18 protein-coding genes are annotated in these 23,487 nt (G+C 55.3%); 8 read left to right on the top strand and 10 right to left on the bottom strand.

The features are described 5' to 3' along the window. The first annotated feature begins 92 nt into the window (after positions 1-92). The 5 genes from secA (at position 93) to PYL13_RS26775 (ending at position 7,241) form a co-directional block, all read left to right on the top strand. Positions 93-2,810 (top strand): preprotein translocase subunit SecA, encoded by a 2,718-nt coding sequence (gene secA / locus PYL13_RS26795; RefSeq protein WP_259149341.1) that lies wholly within the window; start codon positions 93-95, stop codon positions 2,808-2,810. 183 nt (positions 2,811-2,993) lie between these two features. Next, the gene (locus PYL13_RS26790; RefSeq protein WP_250985613.1) at positions 2,994-3,329 is read left to right on the top strand and encodes a hypothetical protein; all 336 of its coding nucleotides are present in this window, start codon (positions 2,994-2,996) and stop codon (positions 3,327-3,329) included. Between the two features lie 163 nt (positions 3,330-3,492). Beyond that, a complete protein-coding gene (locus PYL13_RS26785) occupies positions 3,493-4,389 on the top strand; it encodes a DMT family transporter (protein ID WP_275643771.1) in 897 nt (298 codons plus the stop codon). Between the two features lie 153 nt (positions 4,390-4,542). Further along, on the top strand, positions 4,543-5,958 hold the full coding sequence (locus PYL13_RS26780; protein ID WP_275643786.1) for a lipopolysaccharide biosynthesis protein: 1,416 nt from the start codon (positions 4,543-4,545) through the stop codon (positions 5,956-5,958). Between the two features lie 71 nt (positions 5,959-6,029). Further along, complete coding sequence (locus PYL13_RS26775; RefSeq protein ID WP_250985633.1) at positions 6,030-7,241, top strand: GNAT family N-acetyltransferase; 1,212 nt, start codon at positions 6,030-6,032, stop codon at positions 7,239-7,241. A 93-nt stretch (positions 7,242-7,334) separates the two neighbouring features. On the opposite strand, the gene PYL13_RS26770 is transcribed toward PYL13_RS26775, so the two are convergent. The 4 genes from PYL13_RS26770 to PYL13_RS26755 all read right to left on the bottom strand — a co-directional run bounded on the left by PYL13_RS26770 (position 7,335) and on the right by PYL13_RS26755 (position 12,167). Continuing rightward, positions 7,335-7,952 (bottom strand): hypothetical protein, encoded by a 618-nt coding sequence (locus tag PYL13_RS26770; RefSeq protein WP_250985611.1) that lies wholly within the window; start codon positions 7,950-7,952, stop codon positions 7,335-7,337. A 206-nt stretch (positions 7,953-8,158) separates the two neighbouring features. Beyond that, positions 8,159-9,838 carry an ABC transporter permease gene (locus PYL13_RS26765; RefSeq protein WP_441296710.1) on the bottom strand — a complete coding sequence of 560 codons (1,680 nt, stop codon included), beginning with the start codon at positions 9,836-9,838 and terminating at the stop codon, positions 8,159-8,161. A 112-nt stretch (positions 9,839-9,950) separates the two neighbouring features. After that, positions 9,951-10,967 carry an extracellular solute-binding protein gene (locus tag PYL13_RS26760; protein WP_192491442.1) on the bottom strand — a complete coding sequence of 339 codons (1,017 nt, stop codon included), beginning with the start codon at positions 10,965-10,967 and terminating at the stop codon, positions 9,951-9,953. A 153-nt stretch (positions 10,968-11,120) separates the two neighbouring features. Next, entirely contained in the window at positions 11,121-12,167 is a 1,047-nt protein-coding gene (locus PYL13_RS26755) for an ABC transporter ATP-binding protein (protein ID WP_275643772.1), read from the bottom strand. Between the two features lie 383 nt (positions 12,168-12,550). On the opposite strand from PYL13_RS26755, the gene PYL13_RS26750 reads away from it, so the two are divergent. Further along, the gene (locus PYL13_RS26750) at positions 12,551-14,254 is read left to right on the top strand and encodes a long-chain-fatty-acid--CoA ligase (protein ID WP_259149351.1); all 1,704 of its coding nucleotides are present in this window, start codon (positions 12,551-12,553) and stop codon (positions 14,252-14,254) included. A 128-nt stretch (positions 14,255-14,382) separates the two neighbouring features. Next, positions 14,383-16,008 (top strand): glucose-6-phosphate isomerase, encoded by a 1,626-nt coding sequence (pgi, locus tag PYL13_RS26745; RefSeq protein ID WP_275643773.1) that lies wholly within the window; start codon positions 14,383-14,385, stop codon positions 16,006-16,008. Between the two features lie 85 nt (positions 16,009-16,093). Here pgi and PYL13_RS26740 read toward each other — a convergent pair whose 3' ends face one another. The 3 genes from PYL13_RS26740 to PYL13_RS26730 form a co-directional block, all read right to left on the bottom strand. Continuing rightward, positions 16,094-17,398, bottom strand: coding sequence for an MFS transporter (locus tag PYL13_RS26740; protein WP_275643774.1), 1,305 nt, complete (start codon positions 17,396-17,398; stop codon positions 16,094-16,096). A gap of 88 nt (positions 17,399-17,486) precedes the next feature. Further along, complete coding sequence (locus PYL13_RS26735) at positions 17,487-17,888, bottom strand: MarR family winged helix-turn-helix transcriptional regulator (RefSeq protein ID WP_275643775.1); 402 nt, start codon at positions 17,886-17,888, stop codon at positions 17,487-17,489. 175 nt (positions 17,889-18,063) lie between these two features. Then, positions 18,064-19,266 carry an MFS transporter gene (locus PYL13_RS26730; RefSeq protein ID WP_275643776.1) on the bottom strand — a complete coding sequence of 401 codons (1,203 nt, stop codon included), beginning with the start codon at positions 19,264-19,266 and terminating at the stop codon, positions 18,064-18,066. A 78-nt stretch (positions 19,267-19,344) separates the two neighbouring features. Between PYL13_RS26730 and PYL13_RS26725 the strand changes: the two genes are divergently transcribed. Further along, positions 19,345-20,346: an AraC family transcriptional regulator gene (locus PYL13_RS26725; protein WP_192491448.1), complete on the top strand. Its 1,002-nt coding sequence runs from the start codon at positions 19,345-19,347 to the stop codon at positions 20,344-20,346. A 48-nt stretch (positions 20,347-20,394) separates the two neighbouring features. Here PYL13_RS26725 and PYL13_RS26720 read toward each other — a convergent pair whose 3' ends face one another. The 3 genes from PYL13_RS26720 to PYL13_RS26710 form a co-directional block, all read right to left on the bottom strand. Next, entirely contained in the window at positions 20,395-21,750 is a 1,356-nt protein-coding gene (locus PYL13_RS26720) for a dicarboxylate/amino acid:cation symporter (RefSeq protein WP_192491449.1), read from the bottom strand. Between the two features lie 207 nt (positions 21,751-21,957). Then, the gene (locus PYL13_RS26715) at positions 21,958-22,896 is read right to left on the bottom strand and encodes a DMT family transporter (protein ID WP_275643777.1); all 939 of its coding nucleotides are present in this window, start codon (positions 22,894-22,896) and stop codon (positions 21,958-21,960) included. Further along, positions 22,893-23,483 carry a TetR/AcrR family transcriptional regulator gene (locus PYL13_RS26710; protein ID WP_275643778.1) on the bottom strand — a complete coding sequence of 197 codons (591 nt, stop codon included), beginning with the start codon at positions 23,481-23,483 and terminating at the stop codon, positions 22,893-22,895. Before PYL13_RS26710 ends, PYL13_RS26715 begins: the two co-directional genes overlap by 4 nt. Positions 23,484-23,487 lie beyond the last annotated feature (4 nt).

Raw genomic sequence — 23,487 nt, 5'->3', positions numbered from 1 at the left:
TACGTTTCCGGGCGAAAGCCGTCATTTGTTTGTGAAAAGCTCTGACGGTCGCAGCACGAAGCGGAAACGGCACTTCAGAAAGGGCCAGCAAGATGGTCAGTCTAGGCGGCATCGCCCGCAAGTTGTTCGGTTCGGCCAATGAACGCCGTGTCCGTTCGTTTAAAAGCAAGATCGCAGCCATCAACGCGCTGGAAGAAGCCACTAAGGCTCTTTCCGATGAGGCGCTCTCCGCAAAGACCGTCGAATTCCGCCAGCAGCTTGCAGATGGCAAGAAACTGGAAGACCTGATTATTCCGGCCTTTGCCGTTTGCCGTGAAGCATCGCGCCGCGTTCTGGGCATGCGCCCGTTCGATGTGCAGCTGACTGGTGGTATGATCCTCAATGAGGGCGCCATATCGGAAATGAAGACCGGTGAAGGTAAAACGCTTGTGGCAACACTGGCGGTTTATCTGAACGCGCTTGAGGGCAAGGGCGTACACGTGGTGACGGTGAACGATTACCTCGCCTCCCGCGACGCCACCATCATGGGCAGGCTCTATAGCTTCCTTGGACTGACCACCGGCATCGTCGTGCATGGTCTTTCCGACGAAGAGCGTCACGCGGCCTATGCCTGCGATATCACCTACGCGACCAACAACGAGCTTGGTTTCGACTATCTGCGCGACAACATGAAATATGATCGCGCCCAGATGGTTCAGCGCGGCCACCACTACGCCATCGTCGACGAAGTGGACTCGATCCTCGTCGATGAAGCGCGGACGCCACTGATCATTTCCGGCCCGCTTGATGACCGTTCCGATCTTTACAACACGATCGACGCTTTCATCCCTCTGCTTGATGCTGCCGATTACGAAATCGACGAGAAGCAACGTTCGGCCAACTTCTCCGAGGAAGGCACCGAAAAGCTGGAAAACCTGCTGCGCGCTGCTGGCCTGTTGAAGGGTGAATCGCTTTACGATGTCGAGAACGTTGCAATCGTTCACCACATCAACAACGCGTTGAAGGCTCACAAGCTGTTCACCCGCGACAAGGACTACATTGTCCGCAATGATGAGATCGTCATCATTGATGAATTTACCGGACGTATGATGCCAGGCCGCCGTTATTCGGAAGGCCAGCACCAGGCGCTTGAAGCCAAGGAAAAGGTTCAGATCCAGCCGGAAAACCAGACGCTTTCCTCGATCACCTTCCAGAATTACTTCCGTATGTACAAGAAGCTTGCCGGCATGACCGGTACGGCATCGACCGAAGCGGAAGAATTCAGCAACATCTACGGCCTAGATGTTATCGAAGTTCCCACCAACCTGCCGATCCAGCGTATCGACGAGGATGATGAGATCTACCGGACCGGTGAAGAGAAATACAAGGCGATCATCACCGAAATCCGCGCAGCCCATGACCGCAATCAACCGGTTCTGGTTGGCACCACATCGATTGAAAAATCGGAATTGCTTGCCACCATGCTGCGTCAGACTGGTTTCGAGAATTTCCAGGTTCTGAACGCCCGCTACCACGAGCAGGAAGCCTACATCGTGTCACAGGCCGGCGTTCCCGGCGCTGTCACCATCGCCACCAACATGGCTGGTCGCGGTACCGACATTCAGCTTGGCGGCAACGTCGACATGCGTCTTGAGCGCGAACTCGACGGTATGGAGCCAAGCGCCGAGCGCGACGCAAAAGAAAAGGCGATCCGCGAAGAGATCAAGGTTCTCAAGGAAAAAGCACTGGCTGCTGGCGGTCTTTACGTCATCGCGACAGAGCGCCACGAAAGCCGCCGTATCGATAACCAGTTGCGTGGTCGTTCGGGTCGTCAGGGTGACCCGGGCCGTTCGAAGTTCTACCTGTCGCTTCAGGATGACCTGATGCGCATCTTCGGCTCCGAGCGCATGGACAGCATGCTGCAGAAACTTGGCCTGAAGGATGGTGAGGCAATCGTCCACCCCTGGATCAACAAGGCCCTTGAGCGCGCCCAGAAGAAGGTTGAAGCCCGCAACTTCGAAACGCGTAAAAACCTGCTGAAATACGACGACGTTCTCAACGATCAGCGTAAGGTGATCTTCGACCAGCGTCTGGAACTGATGGATGCACAGAACATCAGCGAAACCGTTGCCGACATGCGCAGCGAAGTCATCGACATGCTGGTGCAGAAGCACATTCCTGAACATGCTTATGCCGAACAATGGGATACCGCTGGCCTAAAGGCCGGTGTTGCCCAGTTCCTCAACCTTGACCTGCCTATCGAAGACTGGGCCAAGGAAGAAGGCATTGCTGAAGATGACATTCTCCAGCGCATCACGGAAGCCACCGAAAAATACGCAGCAGACCGTCGCGAGCGTTTCGGCGAAGAGCTGATGACCTATGTCGAACGCTCTATCCTTCTGCAGACCATCGACCACCTGTGGCGCGAGCACATCGTCAACCTCGATCACCTGCGCTCCGTCGTCGGTTTCCGCGGTTATGCCCAGCGCGACCCGCTGCAGGAATACAAGGCCGAAGCATTCGAACTGTTCCAGGCACTGCTTGCCAATCTGCGCGAAGCCGTCACCACCCAGTTGATGCGTGTTGAACTGGTTCAGGAACCACCACAGCCTGCCGAACTGCCGGAAATGACCGCTCATCACGCAGACCCGAATACCGGCGAAGACGAGATGAACGAACCGGCTTTTGCAATGGGTCTGGCCTACGTTGCTCCGGAAGATCGTGATCCGAACAACCCCGCAACCTGGGGCAAGATCGGTCGCAACGAGCTTTGCCCTTGCGGCTCCGGCAAGAAATACAAACATTGCCACGGCGTTTTTGATCAGGCCTGATTGCCTGTTCAGCGACAAAAAAAATTCAAAAGGCCTGCAAACCTCGTTTGCAGGCTTTTTTGTAGTCACGGACAGCAAGGACGCTTGCGCAGGATCGGCGAAAAATCAGTAGGCAGATTTACCAGTTCTTGTTGGTTTTATTTTAATGATTACCCGCTCGCTCATGAGCTGGATGGAAAAATCATGTTCAACTTCAAAACTGCGATCGTAACGGCAGCACTTTGTGTGGCCGCAGCTACGCCTTCGATGGCTGAAGACCTTGTGTTCAAGCTCATCAATGGCACGAACTCTGTCCTGACCCATTTTTATACTTCGCCAGTGGGTGTAGATAACTGGGAAGGCGATGTGTTTGGCAGCCAAGTTCTCAAGCCCGGTGAAAGCGGCACTGTCACCATTACTGACGGTCGTGATGTCTGTGAATACGACATGCGTTTCGAGTTTGAAGGCAGCGCTGACTTGGACACAACGGAAGACACACAGAACCTGTGTGAACTGAGCGAATACACGATCGAAGAATAATTGGTCGGCCAACACGACCTGCGGATGTCAGGATGGCGCAAGGGGAGACACTCATGCGCCATCGGTTGTCGGGCGGTATTCTCGCCGCATACAATTTGATTGACGCCTGTCAAAGCCTCTCATAACTGTGCCGCCAGAACCGCCTCTCTTTCTGGATAGTCTTATGAAACCGGGTGCAATCGCCGCATACATTTTCCTCGCTGTCGCGTGGGGTTTGTCATTCCTGTTGATGTTACGCGTTGTCGAAACATTCGGCTGGGTGGGCGCAGTGACAACCCGCTGTTTCATTGCCAGCCTAATGTTGCTTTTGATCGCAAAGCTGACCGGCCGTAAACTGAACTTTGGCGCTGGATGGCGTGCCTTTGCCATTGTGGGCGCGACCACTGTTGCTGGTCAGCTTGTCGGCCTGTCCTACGGCACTCCGTTGATTGGGACTGCGATGGCCGCAATCATCGTTGCCACCATTCCCCTGTTCTCCATGTTGATCAGCCAGTTCTGGGGATTGGAGAAAATGACAGTACAGGGGCTGGTCGGGCTGCTACTCGGCGCCGGCGGCATCATCCTGCTGGTTGGTTTTCCAACCGTACCAGTTACACTGTCCTTCGTGCTTGGCTGTGGTGCCTGCCTTGTCGGTTGTATCTGCGCTGCCTTTGGCAGCAACTATGCCAGCCGCAGCCTGAAAGGCACCGGTTCGTGGGAAATCACCATCGGCTCATTTCTGGCCGGCGGCTTTATCACATTGCCGCTGCTGCTCGCTGTCCCCTTCCGCGCGATACCGGGACCCGTTGATTTCTTTTATCTTTTCACGCTTGCCATGGTGATGAGTGCTTTGACTTACATCACCTATTTTTGGCTGGTTTCCAAGATCGGAGCCACCAAGGCCATCAGCGTGGAGTTTGCCGTTACCATTATAGCGGTGCTGATTGGCGCGCTGGTATTGCACGAACCACTTTCAGTTTTGCAGTTGGGTGGTGCCGTTGTTATCATTACCGGATGTATGCTGGTGCTGGGACTTTTCCCGCGCCGCAAACAACCCGTTCCTTTCATGCCGGAAACCTGAAACAGGTCAACAGTAAAGCCTGTCCCGTTCGCAAAAACCTTGACGTGCAAGGTACCGAAAACACATCAATTTTGTGCAGCCAATACCCTTCGTTAACTGGCGCAGGCTAGGCTGCGCATAGCCCGGTGGCTTTGGAAGTATTGCGTGACCATCATGACGGTTCTCTATGCGGCGGAAAAAATCCTGCCCGATAGTCTTCGCTGCAAAGTCGCAGCGGTAAGGCTCGGAACCGCACGAATTTTATCCGGCGAAACCGAAGCAACGCGCGCCCAACGCATGGCGCTGATCGCCTTCCTGATCCGCATTATCAGTGCTGGCATAGCCTTCGTATCGCAGATCATGCTTGCCCGTCTGATGGGTGAATTTGACTACGGCATTTTCGCCTTTGTTTGGGTCATGGTCATTCTGCTCGGCAACATGTCCTGTCTCGGTTTCCACGCCACCGTCATCCGTTTTCTGCCGGGATACAAGGCAGCGGGCGACAACCATCTGATCCGCGGCCTGACCGCCACAGCGCGTATTTTTGCACTCGTCTCTGCAAGTCTGATGGCCGCAGCCGGTGCTGCCTTCCTGTATTTCTTCGGCGACATGATACCGGACTATTATCTGGTTCCGACCTTTCTGGGCGCCCTGATCCTGCCAATGATCGCACTCGGTGATGTGCTGGATGGCACGGCCAGAGCTAGTGGCTGGCCTGTTTCCGCTCTCAGTCCAACCTACATCGTACGCCCGCTCTTGATCCTGATCTATATGCTGATCGCCATACTGGCGGGCGAACCTCACACTGCCACAACGGCAATGGTTGCCGGATTGGCAGCCGCCTACACGACAACTGTTCTGCAACTGCTGCTGATCAGCAAGAGGCTGGATCACACATTCGATCGCGGCAAAAGAACCATCCATTTCAGTCAGTGGTTTCACTTCGCACTGCCGATTTTCGTCATCGACGGCATCGGCTTCATGATGACCAACGCCGATGTATTGGTGGTCGGCTTTTACCTGCCACCCGATCATGTCGGCATTTATTTCGCCGCCGCCAAAACCATCATTCTGGTGCAATTCGTCTTTTTTGCCGTTAAGGCTGCCGCATCACCGCGTTTTGCAGCCCTGATCGCCGACAATGACCGCGAAGGACTATCCACCTTTGCCGGTCAGTCAGCGCGCTGGACATTCTGGCCGTCGCTCGGTATCGGCGCCTGTGTACTGCTGGCCGGACCTCTGTTACTCTCTCTCTTCGGACCCGCCTTCACCCAGGGTTATAGTTTGATGTTCATTCTGTTTGCCGGTTTCCTGGCCAAGGCCAGTATTGGACCGGCGGAGGCACTGCTGAACATGACCGGACACCAGAAACTGTGTGTTGGTATTTACGTCGCAACTCTGGTGTGCGGCATCATTCTCTATCTGACCCTGACGCCGCTTTACGGACTGATCGGAGCAGCAATTGCAACGGCAGCAATTACGGTCATCGAAACCGTTCTGTTGCATGTCGCGGTACGCCATACGCTTGGCATTGTGCTGTTTGCTTTCAAGTTTCCATTTGCGCGTGCCGACCGGAAAAAGGCAGCATGATCATGACCCCCAACCAGCGCCCCACCGACATGCAAACGGTTGAGACGCCAGCAGGCGCAAAGGCCAGTGGCATGAGCGATACGGTTGCCCCTTCTGCTGACAAGACCCTGCAGATTGGTCGCGAGGGCCGAGAGTTCTGCATATATCCCGCACAACTGGGCTATGACTTGCAAGAAGAACTCGACTTCCTCACCAACCGCGTGATGGAACCGAACGTCTTTTTCACCGGTCGTCTTCTGGCACCGGCCATGACACGTATCGATGAGCGCGCTGTACGTTTTGCGCTGATCCGCGACCGCAATGAGCAGCGCAGCCGCATGCGCCTGCTGATGCCGTTCTCGGTCGAAAAGCCTGGTTTTTCGATAGGTCCATCCGTTATTCGTGTCTGGGCCAATCCGTTTGGACCACTTGGCACGCCGCTGGTGGATACCGAAGCCGCGGCCGAAACCATTGACACCCTGCTTGACGCCTTAAGCGATGACCGCGCCGATCTGCCCGACGTTCTCGTTCTACCGGACCTGCGCCTGGATGGACCGTTTGCGCGTATGCTGAAAGCCATAGCACTCAGCCGCAACCTGCCACTGGCAACCGCTGAACAACATCAACGTCCGATGCTGCAAAGCTATGAGGATGGCGAGGCCTATCTGAAAGAAACATTGGCCTCCAATCACCTGCGCGAAATGCGCCGGCAGTGGCGGCTTTTGGAGAAGGTCGGTACGCTGACCTACAATGTGGCCCGTCAGCCAAAGGACATTCGTTTCCGTCTGGAAGAATTTTTGGCATTGGAAGCCAGCGGCTGGAAGGGGCGCAAACGCTCTGCATTGGTGGATGACCGTTACCGCGCTGCGTTTGCGCGTGAAGGCATCAACAACCTTGCAGAAAACGATGCGGCCCGTATTCACACCATCGACCTCGACGGACAGTCGATCGCCTCCATGGTGGTACTGATGGCGCAAGGCGAAGCATACACCTGGAAAACGGCCTACAACGAAAACTACTCAAAATATTCGCCCGGCAAGCTGCTGACATGGAAGCTGACGGACTGGCACCTTGATGACGCCAATATTTTACGGACCGACAGTTGCGCGGTTGAAGATCACCCCATCATGAGCCGCTTCTGGAAAGAGCGTGAAGAGATGGGAACATTGATCATCGGCTTGACACAGAAAAGCGACCGCGATGTGCGGCAAGTTTCGTCACAGGTCCATATGTATCGTAACACCCGCAGTATTGCGCGTATGTTGCGTCAGCGGATCATGTCGCTGGGCCGGCGCGGCGCCTGATCAACAACACGGCAACTGTCAAAGGACGAATAAATCACCCGCAAAGACATCTGCGGGTGATGGATTTTACGTTACGTAAGATCAAGGGTCGGTTTAGCGCGACGCCATCTGGATCATGCGGCAGAGCTGGGTCAGCGCCGCATCATAACCACCGCTACCAAGGATATCGACACAGCGACGTGCCAGCCGGATCTGCTCCGGACGAGACATGTTGTTGTAGCCGACTATCGCGCGACGCAGGGCCGGATTTTTGGTACCGGGATTGTTGACGCCAGGGTTTCCTGGTGTGCCAGGTGTCGTCGTGGTGGTGCCACCAAGACCGAGACCCACACCCAGATTGACACCACCGGTTCCGGCATTCAGCCCGACATTGGCCTTCAATCCACGGTCGCCACCAACCGAGGCTTTTGCATTGGCACTGGCAAGGTCGCGACCGCCAACCGTGGCTCCGACATCGGCATTGACGCCATCGCGACCACCAACCGATGCGCTGACATCAGCACCGAGACCGCCACTGCTGCGGCCACCAACGGAAGCGCCTGCATTAACGCCATCACGACCGCCAACCGAGGCACCCGCATCCAGCCCGTCTTTTGCATCGACGCTGACGCTCACACCTTTTTCACCACCAACATTGATGTCGAGAGCGTAGGCACCCACGGGCATAAGAAGGCAGGCGGAGACGAGAAGGCTGCTTGTTATTGTTTTCATGATCTTCCTCCAAATGTTGTTAGCCACGAGCGGCTACAAACCATTGAAAGCGAAACTACATCAGCAGTTCCTTTAATTCATTTCATTTAATTAGACTTGCCTAATGAATAAAATACAAAGGACACAGGACGAGGTATGTGCTGATATGAAACCACGCGAAATGTCCCGTTTTGAAACAATCCCGTCTTTTTGCCGGCCAGGAAACCTTATCGACGGGTGGTTTCAATCCGACCGACGCGGGCAAGCAGGATCACAGGCAATATACCGATGACTACAATGGCCAGCGCCGCAATTGAGGCTTCCTCATAGGTACCGCGAGCTGCCTCGCCGTAAAGGTGGGTGGCGAAGGTTTCAAAATTCAACGGACGCAGAAGAAGCGTTGCCGGAAGCTCCTTCACGCAGTCGACAAACACCAGCAAACCTGCAGCGGCCAGCGCCGCCCGCGACAGTGGAAAATGCACATGACGAAAGGTGCTACCGGCAGAGCGACCGAGTGTTCGCGACGCATGATCAAAGGAGTGCGGTATGCGGCTGAAACCGGCATCAACACCGCCAGCAGCAATGGTCAAAAATCGCGCCGTATAGGCAAAGATCAGCGCTCCGCCGCTACCGATCATCAAAAGACCGGTTGAAACGCCAAACCAACTTTGCGCAGTCGCATCGACCAAGCGATCAAAAGCGCCGAGCGCGATCAACACGCCAATCGCTATCACCGTACCAGGTGCTGCATAACCGATTGTCGACAAACGGTAGCTCCACCGGCTGGTTGCACCGGGCCTTAGCCGCATGGCGTAAACAACGATGATGCCACATAGTAACGTTACGGCTGTCGCAACGCCTGCAAACACAAGCGTATTGCCTGCCTCACCGATGAGACGGGGAGAAAGCCCGCTGAAGCGGAAGCGCTTCCAGGCTTCGATAACCAGATAGATCGCCGGGAACACGAAGCCCACCAGGATCGGCAGGCTTCCCGCGAGAAATGCCAGCCAGCCCTTGAGCCCGGATAGCCGCAGAGGCTGCAGCGGATGATTGCGCTGCGCAGATACGGAATACCGCGGTCTGCGACGCGCCCACCGTTCCAAGGCAACAAGAGCAACGACGATGAACAGCATGAACAGGGCGATCTGCGATGCACCCGGCAGATCGGAACGGGTGACCCATGTCGTGTAGACGGACACCGTCAGCGTTCGTACACCAAGAAACTCGGACGCACCGATATCATTCAGCGCTTCCATCAGTGCGAGGCTGATGCCAACCGCTATGGCCGGACGCGCCAATGGCACCGCAACCCGTACAAAAACACCGGTACGAGACGCGCCAAGGCTACGTGCCGCCTCGATCAAATTGCCGGCCTGAGTCATGAACATCGCCCGCACGGGAATGTAGACATAAGGGTACAGCACAAAGCTGAGCAGGATGATGCATCCAGTGGTCGAGCGAATATCCGACAGTCGAAACTCGCGCGGGCTGGAGTAACCCAATACCCAGCGGACCAATTCCTGCACCGGACCGATCGGATGCAGGATGTCGAGATAGGCGTAAGCGACGATGTAGGTCGGCATGGCCAGCGGCAAAAGCAGCGCCCATTCCAGTATCTTGCGACCGGGAAAATCATGTGCGGCCACCAGCCAGGCGGCAAGCGTTCCAACAACTCCGGCAATGACCCCGACGCCAACAAGCAGAACCAGCGTGTCGGGCAATGCCGTTGCCAGTACCGATGACGCCAGATGCGCCCACAGACCTTGCGAGCCCTGCGCCGCTTCAAAAAGCAATGCCAGGACCGGCACCAGCGCCAAAAGCGCAATCAACACAGCGCCAACCAGCCAGATTTCCAGTTTACGACGTCTGGCCTTGCTTGCGGATTCGACGGCTGGGGTAAGGCTCACGTATCGACCTGCTCTTCAGGTGAGAACTATCATCTTGGCCGAATAGCATTTTAAACGGCCAAAGGCGCCCGTTCAAAAACGAGCGCCTCGGTAGCATGTAACAAACTGATTATCAGTTGTCGAAGCCAACCTTTTCAGCCAGTTCGCTGGCCTGTTTGCGGTGGGTAACGATTTCCGAAAGCGTCTTGTTGTCGATCTTCAGTTCGCCGAACGAAGCAATGATCGGGTCGACAGAAGCACCCTGTCTGACCGGATATTCGTAGTTGGCTTCCGCGTAGATTTTCTGGGCTTCTGCGGAGACCAGATACTCAAGCAGCTTTACAGCGTTGTCCTTGTTGGGCGCGTTCTTGGCAACAGCAGCGCCCGATATGTTGACCTGCGTACCGCCGTTCTTGAAGGTTGGCAGAACGACCTTGATCGCTTCGCCCCACTTGATCTGGTCTTCACCACCCTTGCCCGAACGCATCAGGCCAACATAATAGGAGTTGGCAATACCGATATCGCAAATGCCGCCGAGGATATCCTTGGCAACATCACGGTCACCGCCACCAGCCTTGCGAGCGAGGTTGTCCTTGACGCCAGCGAGCCACTTTTCAGTTTCTTCTGCACCGTAATGGGCGACGTAGTCAGCAAACAGGGCCGTGTTGTACGGGTGCTGGCCAGAACGAATGCACACCTTGCCCTTCCACTTGGCATCAGCGAGGTCTTCATAGTTGAAGGACACCAGATCAAGATCCTTGGCAGCGTAGAGAACGCGGGCGCGCATCGAAAGTGCAAACCAGTTGCCGTCGGCGTCACGCAGTTCAGCTGGAACGGCTTCCTTGAGAACGGCGGAATCAACGGCCTGCGTCACACCCTTTTCAACCAAGTCAACGAGGTTACCAGCATCAACGGTCATCAGGATGTCTGCAGGAGAGCTGGCGCCCTCGCTCAGAACGCGCTCAGCCAGGCCGTCTTTCAGGAATACGGTATTGACCTTGATGCCGCTGTTGGTGGTGAAGGAATCGAGAAGCGGCTGAAGAAGAGCCGGTTCGCGTGTCGTGTAGATGTTCAGTTCAGTTGCCTGAGCTGCACCCGCCATGAACACGCTTGCGAGAAGTGCTGTCTTGAAAGAAATGACTTTGCTCATCTTAATCCCCTGTACTCCTAAGAAAAGTTACAGGCGGTCTGCATCATACATGACAAAGGATGTCAAGTTTATGCACTGGCAAATTCGGAGAAAATACTCACTTTAAGTTGATAGCACACCAAAAACACAGTGGATACCGACGCAAATACAACCCTAGATGAAAACAAGAACCGTTTCCTGCTTCACCTTAAGCTGCACACGATCAACGCCTTGAGGCAGGCGATCCATGCTGCGCACGCGCAGATTTTCACTCATGCCGGGAACCTGGATATTGAGTTGCTCGATCTCGCCAAGGAAGGTTCTGCCGGAGATAACACCTTCTACCGAGCCGTTCAGCGCACCGTTTGCCGACAGGGAAATGGCACTGGGACGAATATAGGCAACGGCCTGCGCACCCTCGGGAAGTTTTTCAGGCGTCGTAAAGGCACCCAACCCGGTTTCAATCCGGCCATTGCGAATGACGCCATTGACCTTGTTGAAGGCACAGAAAAAATCCGCCGCATAACGGCAATTTGGTCTATCGTGCAGATCATATCCACTGCCGGTTTGTACGATTTGGCCTTGCTGCATCAGCACCACACGATCACCGGCAGACAGCGCTTCCTCGGGATCATGTGTGACCATGATAGCCGTAGTGCCGAGACCACGTAGTAGTGAAAGCGTCTCTTCGCGCACGCTGTCTCGCAGGCCACGGTCGAGATTGGAGAAGGGTTCATCCATCAGCAGGATAGCCGGACGCGGAGCAAGCGCTCTTGCCAGCGCCACGCGCTGCTGTTCACCACCGGAAAGCGTGTGTGGATAACGGGTTGCCAATGCCCGCAGTCCGACATGGTCGATCAGGGTATTGGCACGCTCACGTGCCTCGTCCTTTGGCACGCCCTTGAGTCCAAACATCACATTTCGCTCAACGGTCAAATGCGGGAACAGTGCATAATCCTGAAAGACGAAGCCGATATTGCGGTTTTCAGGTTCGACAAATGACGACGGCCCGGCAATCTCCCGGCCATTCATCATCAGCGTGCCCTGATCCGGAGTTTCAACACCGGCAATAATTCTCAAAAGCGTCGACTTGCCGCAACCGGAACGCCCGACCAGGCAGATGATTTCACCGCTGTTGACCGTGAGATCGATGTTGTTCAACACATCGGTCGCACCAAACCGTTTACCGATGTTTTTCAACTCAAGTGCAGCGACAGTCATTCACGTTATTCCATGCATACAGGCCGATATTCTTTGTTGATCGCGCAAATCAGGATTAAAGTCAAAACCAACCCGCGGGCGAATGGGCACGAAAGCGGATTTTCGGCGGAAAATTGTAGTCCCTACCGAAATAGACACGTCGAAAGGGTGATGTTTGCCACCGCCTCTTGCGCCATCCGTCAGCACCGGTCCAAATTGCGTAATCCGGTCGCGTATTTTTGACTGTAACAATCGTTACAGTGAGATTGACGTGTACGTTAGAGTTACATACATTTTGATCAGGCAGCTAATTCGGTTGGAGGACCGGAACGGCATGGACAGCGGGTGACAGCTATTTGCCTCACACAAAACGCTGTGCGATAAGTTACGCTGGGAGGAGCGGCATGAACGACGCGTTCAAAACTAAACCTGAAGGTTCTGCAAAGGATAAACCGTGGCTTGCTTCCTATCCGGAAGGTGTGCCAGCGGAAATTCCGTCATCGGCTTATAACTCCTTGCGCGATCTGATGGAGAAAAACTGCGCCGCTTATGCTGGCCGCAAAGTCTTCACCAGCATGGGTAAGTCGATCACCTACGCTGAACTTGAACAGGAAACACGCAAGGTCGCAGCCTGGCTGCAGGCCCACGGTTTCCGCAAGGGTGACCGTATTGCGGTGATGATGCCCAATATCCTGCAAAACCCGATTGCTGTTTACGGTATTCTGCGGGCAGGCATGATTGTCGTTAACATCAACCCGCTCTACACCGCCCGTGAACTGACCTATCAGTTGAAGGATTCCGGTGCAAAAGTCCTGTTTGTACTGGAGAACTTTGCCCATACGGCCCAGCAGGCCATCATTGGCACCGATATTCAAAATGTCGTTGTTGCTTCGATTGGTGACGTGTTCGGCGCCAAGGGTATCCTGATCAATTTCGTGCTGCGCCGAGTCAAGAAGATCGTGCCCAAATGGTCGATCTCCTGTGCGATCCGCTACACGGACATGATGAAGGAGGCGAACCGCTTGAAAATGGTGCATACCGATATTGCACCAGAAGACGTGGCGTTTCTGCAATATACCGGCGGTACCACAGGAATCTCCAAGGGTGCTGTGCTGACGCACAACAATCTTTTGGCCAACAAGGCGCAGATTTCGCTGTGGCTTGATTCGGCACTGGCCGGCAAACAACGCCCGGAAAGCATGACTTTCCTCTGCGCCCTGCCGCTTTGCCACATCTTTGCATTGACGGTGAACTCGCTGATGGGCGTGGCACTGGGTGCTAACAACGTGCTGATTGCCAATCCGCGTGATATTCCGGCGCTTATCAAGGAAATGCGCCATCATCGCTTTCACGTATTCCCCGGCATCAACACCCTGTTCAATGCACTTTTGAACAATGACGACTTCAAGACGCTTGATTTCTCCGAGCTTCTTCTTGTGCTCGGCGGCGGCATGGCTGTTCAAAGACCCGTGGCGGAACGTTGGATGTCGGTAACCGGCCGCCCGATCAGCGAAGGGTATGGTCTGTCCGAGACATCACCAGTGGCAACCGTCAACCGGCTAGATGTCAATGATTTCACAGGCACCATTGGCCTGCCTATTCCGTCCACCGAAGTGGATATTCGGGATGAAAACGATAACAGCCTGCCATTTGGCGAGGTTGGAGAAATCTGCATTCGTGGCCCGCAAGTCATGGCCGGCTACTGGCAAAGACCGGATGAAACCGCCAAGGTCATGGCAGCGGATGGTTACTTCCGCTCCGGCGACATGGGCTTCATGGATGAGCGCGGTTACACCAAAATCGTGGACCGCAAGAAGGACATGATCCTGGTTTCCGGCTTCAACGTGTACCCCAATGAAATCGAAGAAGTGGTCGCTTCACATCCCGGCGTGCTGGAATGCGCCGTGGTTGGCATTCCAGATGAACGGTCCGGTGAAGCCGTTAAACTATTCGTAGTCAAAAAAGACCCGAACCTGACGGCAGAAGAACTCAAGGCGTTCTGTGCTGAGAACATGACCAACTACAAACGCCCACGCCAGATCGAGTTCAGAACAGAGCTGCCAAAAACCAATGTCGGCAAGATCCTGCGACGCGAACTGCGCAGCTGAAGACGGTATCATTCAGCGACAGAACGATGGTCGGCAAGAACATCGTTCTTTTGTCAAATACGCGCCTTGATTTGGCCTGCTGAAAGGGAATAGTTTCTGCATCCTTCCACGGAACTGAGGAACATTCCATGCAGGCTATCATCGAAAACCTGAAATCTACGGCTGCGGCCACATCCGCAACAGATATCAGGGCCGCTTTCGCCAATGACGCAAAGCGTTTCGACAATTTCAGCGCCCGTTTTGACGATCTGCTGATGGATTATTCCAAATGCGCAGTGAATGCCGAGATTGTTGACCTGCTTGAAAAGCTGGCAACGGCAGGTGGCGTTGCTGAAAAACGCGAAGACATGTTCTCCGGCAAGGCGATCAACTTCACCGAAGATCGCGCCGTATTGCACACAGCTTTGCGCAACCGTTCCAACACTCCGGTCGTGGTTGACGGCAAGGACGTGATGCCTGATGTCAACGGCGTTCTCGCCGCCATGGGCAAGTTCGCCGATGCAATCCGCTTGGGCACACTGAAAGGCGCAACCGGCAAAAAGATCACCGACGTCATCAATATCGGCATTGGTGGTTCGGACCTCGGCCCGGTCATGGCGACATTGTCACTCGCACCATTCCACGATGGTCCACGTGCGCACTTCGTATCTAACATCGATGGCGCGCATATTGCCGACACGCTGAAATCAATTGATCCTGAGAAAGCACTGTTCATCGTTGCATCAAAAACATTCACCACCATCGAAACGATGACCAATGCGGCAACGGCACGCAAGTTCATCGCCGACAAACTGGGTGAAGACGCCGTAAAGAACCACTTCTGCGCAGTATCGACCGCATTGGACAAGGTCGCCGCGTTCGGCATCGAAAGTGATCGTATTTTTGGTTTCTGGGATTGGGTCGGCGGACGCTACTCCATTTGGTCGGCAATTGGTCTGCCATTGATGATTGCCATCGGGCCTGAAAACTTCGGCAAGTTCCTTGATGGCGCGCATGCGATGGACAAGCACTTCCGCGAAGCGCCATTCCGTCAAAACCTGCCAATGCTGCTGGGCCTTATCGGTTTTTACCATCGCAATGTGCTGGATTATCCAACCCGCGCCATTCTGCCTTACGACCAGCGGCTTTCGCGCTTCCCTGCCTATTTGCAGCAGCTCGACATGGAATCCAACGGCAAGGGCGTCACGATTGACGGCAAAGCCGTTGAAGGTCAGTCAGGCCCGGTCGTATGGGGTGAACCCGGCACCAATGGACAGCATGCATTCTATCAGCTGATTCACCAGGGAACGAGCATCATCCCGGCTGAATTCATGATTGCCGCCAACGGCTTTGAGAAAGAATTGCGTCATCAGCACCAGTTGCTGATTTCCAATTGCCTTGCCCAGTCAGAGGCACTGATGAAGGGTCGCACACTGGCAGAAGCCAAGGCACAGCTGACCTCAAAGGGCATGGACGACAAACAGGCCGATTTCATTGCGCCACATCGCGTCTTTACCGGCAACCGCCCCTCGATCACCTTCGTGTATGACCAACTGACACCATTTGCGCTTGGTCGCCTGATCGCACTCTATGAACACCGCGTTTTCGTGGAAGGCGTGCTGTTCCGTATCAACTCCTTCGACCAGTGGGGCGTGGAGCTTGGCAAGGAACTGGCAACGGGCCTGCTGCCGGTTGTGGAAGGCAAGGAAAAGGCCGATGGCCATGACAGTTCCACACAGGGGCTGGTCAAGGTTTTGGCCGGTCTGGCGAAATAACCAACAACACAAGATAAAAAAGCCGGGATATGCTCCCGGCTTTTTCATGAAAACCAATCCTGTGTCTGTACGACCCGCTTGAACGTCAAGACCGCGCCAAATTTGGTGTCGCAAGATTGGTGGTGCCGGGCTTTCTCAAAAGCAGTACTGACACAGCGGCAATCATGCACATGACACCTGCGATCTGCAAAGCGGGCATATAGGTTCCGAAATCATCCCTGAAATATCCGGCACCGAAAGCGGCGGTCGCAGCGCCAAGCTGGTGGCCAGTAAACACCCAACCAAAAACCAGACCGGCTTTTTCGCGTCCGAAATTCTCAGCCGCAAGCTTGACGGTTGGCGGAACGGTAGCAACCCAGTCCAGACCGTAAAATACCGCGAAGATCGACAGCTCCACCAGACTGAAACCCGAAAAGGAAAGGTAGATCAGCGACAGACCACGCAGACCATAAAACCAGAACAGCAGGAAACGATTGTCAAAACGGTCCGACAGCCAGCCAGCAAATACCGTACCGAAGAAATCAAAAATGCCAATAACCGCTAGCGTGCCCGCAGCCGTCACCGCAGCCATGCCAAAATCTCCGCAAATCGAAATCCAATGCGTCTGAATGAGCCCGTTGGTAGACAGACCGCAGATGAAGAATGTTCCGAACAACACCCAGAATACCGGGTTTGTAGACACTTCCTTCAACACCAGCAGTGGCGACACAAGTGTGGCAAGTAGTTTGTGATCCTGCTTTACCCGCGCACTCACCGTCTCCTCACCATAGGCCGGCAAACCAACATCGGCCGGATAGTCACGCATCAGAAACAGCACGAGTAGCATTGCCAACACGATTACCGTGACAGCCAGCATCAGGGCTGTGCGCCAGCCATAGGCTTCGGTAAGTGCGGCAAGAATGGGTAAAAACACCAGCTGACCGGTTGCGTTGCTGGCAGTCATCAATCCAACAACCAGCCCGCGGCGTTTCGAGAACCAGCGTGTGGCGACCGTTGCGCCAAGGACCAGCGCTGTCATGCCTGTGCCGACACCGATGACCACACCCCAGAGTGCGACGAGTTGCCAGACTTCCGTCATCAGAAACGATGTCAGGATGCCAAACACAATCAGTGTCAGCGCCGTTAAAACAACTTGGCGCACACCAAAATGGTTCATGAAGGCCGCAGCAAACGGTCCGAGAAGGCCAAAAAGCACCAGTCGCACTGCCATGGCAAAAGAGATATCGGCAATGTCCCAGCCAAATTCCTGATGCAGCGGCTGGATCATCACGCCGGCGGAACCCATGGCACCGGCGGTCGCTAGCATGGTCAGAAATGTGGTCGACGCCACCACCCAGCCATAATGAAGATTTTTGCCAGCCATCCAGCCAGCAAGACGTTCGGAAAACATTGCACTTCCCTTTCCTGATCACTGGTGTTGCGTCGAAATACGGGTAGATACCCTTATTTGCATGCATATACCCGCTTCATGATAAAAATTAGAGAGCTGCCAGCAGCTCCTGTAACTGTCTCGTTCTGTCAGGGCCTAACCGAGCCTCAATATCATCCTGCACGCCGTCCCAGAGCGGCGCACCCTCATTCAGAACCGCCTGCCCTTGCTCGGTGATAGACAACATAGCCTCGCGCTGGTCCTCGCCATGGCCAATTGCCACCAGCCCCATACGCTCAAGTACCTTGGCATTACGGCCGACCGTCGAACGGTCCAATTCCGCGGCGGCAGCAACATCGGTCAGTGACGCCGGCGCCAAACGCCTGATCTTCCTCAGCAGACTGAACTGACCGATATTTACCCCAAGCGGAGCCAACGCCTCGTCGTAATAGGACGAGACCTTCCGGGAGGCTTGGCGCAACAATATGCAGTGACAGTTACTGGTTGCCATAATAATGGGTATATACCCGCAACGCTCTGAGCGCAAGCGGCGGATTAACTCATGGCAATAGATCGACCGAGACGAGTCATGACAACTGGCAGCAAGAGAGGATTATCTGGTTGAAACACAAAGAAAAAGCCGGGAGATGATCCCGGCTTTTCCATGATCCAATATTTTGAGGAGATCAGGCGAGACTGACCTGCGCACGCGGCTTGACCCCGAGAATGATGCCAATGCTGGCGACAGCAAGCACCAGACCACTGATACCGAAAACGCCGGTTGCGCCATTCATGTCGAAGATAAAGCCGCCAACTGCCGCACCCATGCCGATGGCAAACTGGATGGAGGCAACCAGTAAACCGCCGGCACTTTCCGCTTCATCCGGAATGGTGCGCGCCAGCCATGTCGACCATGACACCGGCACCGCGCCAAACAGAAAACCCCACAGCGCAACAAGCACGGCAGCCAGAGGCAGCGGCGGTTGTGTGGTCACAATCACGAATGCGATAGCAGCCATCAACAGCGGCAAGACGGCCAGCGACAGCTTGAGGCTACGGCCGATCAATGATCCAGCCGTCAGCGTGCCCACAAAATTGGCCAATCCAAAGCCCAGCAACAGCGCCGAGACCATGCCGATTTTGGCACCGATATCCATTTCCAGATACGGACGAAGGTAAGTGAAGAACGCAAAGTGTCCGCCAAATACCAGCGTTGCCGCCACGAGACCAAGCGCGATGCCTGGCCTCGTCAGAACGGTACCAAGGGTGCGCAGGCTGCTTGTGCCTGAGGGGGCGAGCTTTGGCAGCGTCAGATACTGCATGATAAAAGCAATAACACCCAAACCAGCCGTCAGCACGAATACGAAACGCCAGCCGGCCATTTCACCGACATAACTTCCAATCGGCGCCGCAACGATGGTTGCAGCAGACACACCGCTGAACACCATGGATAGGGCCCGCGGCACATTACGCGGCGGTACAAGGCGGATGACGATCGCCGTGGACATTGCCCAGAAACCGCCAAGCGCCACGCCCAACAGCAGACGCCCGATCAAAAGCAGCGTAAAGCCGGGGGCAGCCGCCACCATAAGATTGGAAACAACCAGCAGCGCGGAGAAAAACATCATCAGATGTCGACGGTCAATGCGACGTGCAGCCGATGTGATCAGCAGGCTGGCAATCATGCCAACAACCGCCGTGACGGTAACGGCCTGTCCGGCCGCACCTTCGGTAATACCAAGTTCAGCAGCAATGGGGGTGAGAAGGCTTGCGGGCAGAAACTCTGCCGTCACCAGTCCGAATACACCGAGCGCCATGGAGGTCACGGCACCCCATGCAGGGGTTTCCGGGCCAGCCCCAGCCTGTGTAGGTTCAAAAGTCGGGTTCATCATCTTGTCCTTTGGGAGGGAAGGAATGATCTGAAGATAAACTGGACAGGCCGGACTATCTATGTCACAAAATCCGTCATGCTTGATCGAAAGTCCGAAAATCACTCCTTGCCAGATCCGGATCTCGTCAGTGAACTGCTGATGGGCATGCGACTTGTCGGCCTGAATTACAATCGCATCGAGGTTGCTCCGCCCTTTGGTCTGGCGTTTGGCGAGGTCGAGGGACGAGCACAATTTCACTTTGTGGCACGCGGTCCGGTCTATCTGAGAACACTGTCCGGTAGCCTGCATGAGATGAATACCGGTGACGCCGTTCTGTTGCCACGTGGTGGCGCACATTCCCTGCTGTCCAGCCCGGAAATGCCCTGCCAGAACATCCGTTCCTTCAACACTGCGCCGCTCTGCAATTCCGTCACCGCCATCAAGACCTGCAGCCCCGAAACACCGGTGGCTGAGCGCATCCTTGTTTTCAGCGGTTGCATGGAGTTTGACCTGGGCGGCCTGCACCCGCTTGTCGGATTGATGCCGGAAGTGATGTTTGTTGGCACCTTGATCAATCGTTACCCGGAACTGCTGCCGATGCTGGAGGCGATGGAGCGGGAAACGCGACAGGCCCGTGCCGGCTTTGCAGGCATTCTGGCGCGGCTTGCCGATGTGGTTGCAGCATTCATCGTGCGGGCATGGGTCGAATGTGGCTGCGGCGATTCCTCCGGTTGGATTGCAGCGTTGCGCGATCCTCGCCTTGGTCGCGTTCTGCTTGCCATTCACAACAATCCCGGCCACGACTGGTCTCTGGCAGAACTTGCCAGCCAGATGGGTGCGTCACGCTCGGTTTTTGCCGAACGTTTTCTCGAAGTGACCGGCATAACACCGCTGCGTTATCTAACCGAGCTTCGCATGCGGCTTGCTTCGCAATGGATTGGCAAGGAACATATGCCGATTGAAACGGCCGCCCTGAAACTCGGTTACGGCTCACAGGCCGCATTCAGCCGTGCCTTCAAACGCATCATTGGCCATCCACCGGGCTCGCTGACCACAAAACACAGTGACCTGCCTCCGCCGCCCCATCATATCGCATAAAAAAAACCGCCGGTTTCCCGGCGGTTTTGTCATTCACAGTACCCTCGCTTATTCAGCAGGAACGGCTGTCGGATCAAGCGCGTCTATGCCTTCAACACGGTCATAGGCGTCCTGATCGAGAATGCCTTGGCGTTTTGCAACGATGGTCGGGATAAGTGCCTGACCAGCCACGTTAACGGCAGTACGGCCCATGTCTAGAATAGGATCAACCGCAAGCAGCAGACCAACGCCCTGCAGAGGCAGGCCAAGGGTGGATAGCGTCAGCGTCAACATCACGGTGGCACCAGTCAGGCCAGCAGTTGCAGCGGAACCAAGTACCGAAACAAAGGCAATCAGCACATATTCCTGCACACCAAGCGGGATGCCGTAAAACTGCGCGACAAAGATCGCCGAAATGGCCGGATAGATTGCCGCGCAACCATCCATCTTTGTGGTCGCGCCGAGCGGCACGGCAAAGGCTGCATATTCGCGTGGGACACCGAGATTACGCTCCGTAACCTGCTCGGTTACCGGAAGAGTGCCAATCGACGAACGGGAAACAAAGGCAAGCTGGATCGCAGGCCATGCACCGGCGAAGAACCGCACGGGGTTCAGTCCGTTTGTCGCCAGCACGATTGGATAGACGACGAAAAGCACGATCGCCAAACCGATGTAGATCGCAGCAGAGTACCAACCAAGCGATGCCAGCGCATCCCAGCCATAAACGGCAACCGCATTGCCCAGAAGGCCGATTGTGCCGATTGGCGTCAGGCGAATGACCCACCACAGAATCTTACGGGTAATGGCAAGCAGCGAACGGTTGAAGGACAGAAACGGTTCAGCCTTTTCACCCACCTGCAAGGCGGCAATACCAACGGCAATCGAAACCACAAGGATCTGCAAGACGTTAAAGTTGAGCGATGTGGTGGCACCACTGTCATTGATCCGTGTTGATGCCTGCAGGCCTAGCACGTTGGAAGGGATAAGGCCTTTCAAGAAATCAAGCCACGAACCGGTACTGGAAGGTGCCGCGGCAGCCGTTGCGGCAACACCGCTGTTGATACCCGGCTGGATGACCAGACCAAGCACGATACCGATGAGAACCGCGATCAGTGCCGTAATCGCAAACCACAGCAGGGTCTGCCAGACGAGGCGCGCTGCATTGTTGAGTTCACGCAGGTTGGCGATACTGGCCACAATGGCCGTGAAAATCAGCAGAGGCACCAGGGCGCGCAGAAGCTGCACAAAGATGGAGCCAATGGTCGAAAGCGTCTGTACGAGCCAATTCGGGCCAGCATCGGTCGGGCCGATCTGGCGCGCGATGTAGCCGAGGACCAGGCCGATAGCCATGGCAACGAACACCTGAAAGCCGAACGAAGCGTAAAACGGCTTCTGCGCCCGCGAAGCGGATGTTGAACTAGACATTTTGCATTCCATTTGATGGAGATAAGAAGAAACGTGGCAGCGGCTGATGAATGCGGCGCTGCTGTCTGCCTATATATTTGGCATCTCGCCTTAAATATCAACAGACACAATTGCGCGAAACCGACGCTTCACGAAAATTCATTCCGCCATACAGGCAATTGGCGGGATCCTTTGGCGGTAGCGCCGGCACAACCGCCTTACTGATTGTCACGATTGCCCAGATAGTGAGCTTTGTCGACGCAGAATGAACTTCATCGGTACCGTAATGACAACAAGGCAGCAGATGATCAGGACGACCCCAACCCAACCCAACATAGGCAACCGTTCGCCAATGATTGCAACTGCAAGCATTGCCGCAATCACCGGCTCGATAAGTGTTATCGTCGTCGCCATGCTGGCGGGAATGCGCGCCAGCCCTACACCAAAGCAGATGTAACCCAGGAACATCGGCACCATCGCCATATAGATGCCAACCGCCGCATTGTTCCAAGAGGCGAGAAACGGTCCACCGGTCATAATCAGCACTGGCATTAGCAGTACGCCACCAATACCAAAGGTCGCACCCATGGCTGCGGATGACCGAATGCCCTGCAACATCAACCCGCGCGCCGTCCACGAATAAAGCGCATAGGTCAGGCCACCGACCAGACCCAATCCAATCCCGGCAATTGTCGAATGACCACCGGTGAAGATTTCGGTGGAGGAACTTTCTGCTACGCAAAGCAGCAACATGCCGGCAAGGCCGAGCAGCGCACCGCCCAACCAGCGTTTCGACAAGCGCGCCCCATCGACGAGATTTTCTATCACGGCAGACAGTAGTGGCGCCGAGCCAAGAGTAACCACCGTGCCAATCGTAACTCCGGCCAAACGCATCGATCCGTAAAAAGCCAGCGGATAAAGAGCCACCGCCAGCCCACCGAGGAACAGCTTGCGCCAGTGCAAAGCCAGATCGGGAATGGAGCGACGGATACTTTTGGTAGCAATCGCGGCCTGTAACAGCCCGCCAATCCCCATGGCGGCAGCACCAATTGCAGCAGCGCTAACCTCTGGGGCGAACGTTGCCGCCGTACCGGTCGTACCCCAGACGACGGAAGCGAATAGAACGGCCGCCACACCAATCCTGAAATCTTTTGGCGCAGTATTCATAATGTCTCCAGCAGGTCCGATGCCATGGCACGCGCTTCAATCACCAGCCCGCTGTTGCCTTCCAGCCCGGCGCGGGTAATGGCACCCTCCAGGAGAAAGGCCAGTTGTCGTGCGATCTTGATTGCACGAGGCCTGTCACTGCCAATCAGTTCGGCCAAATGATCGGCAAGCAGCCGTTCGACTTCTTCCTTGTGAACACGCACCGCCTGGCGCCCGATGTCGCCAACGGTCAGTTCAGCCGCCGCATTCAGCAGGCCACATCCACGAAATCCACGTTCATAGGCATATTCGGCATGATCCTGATAGGCATCGAACACCGCCATGATCCGGTCTTTCGGGGACTGCGCCTTGGCCAACCGCACGTCATATAGGGCAAGCCATTCGGCATGGCGAACTTGCAGATACTGGTTTACCAGATCGGCCTTGGAGGCAAAATTGTTGTAGAGGCTTTTCTTAGCAACGCCGGCTCGCTCCACAATGGCGTCAATGCCGGTTCCAGCAATGCCGTTTTCATAAAACAGCACGGCTGCCGCCCGCAAAAGACGTTCACGAGCACTTTCCGGCGCGGTTATCTGCACATCGCTCATCAGC

This window comes from Agrobacterium sp. Azo12 (assembly GCF_029193765.2).
Taxonomy (GTDB): Bacteria; Pseudomonadota; Alphaproteobacteria; order Rhizobiales; family Rhizobiaceae; genus Agrobacterium.
Note: the sequence above shows the minus strand (reverse complement) of the source record. Positions and strands in the feature narration are given on the sequence as shown.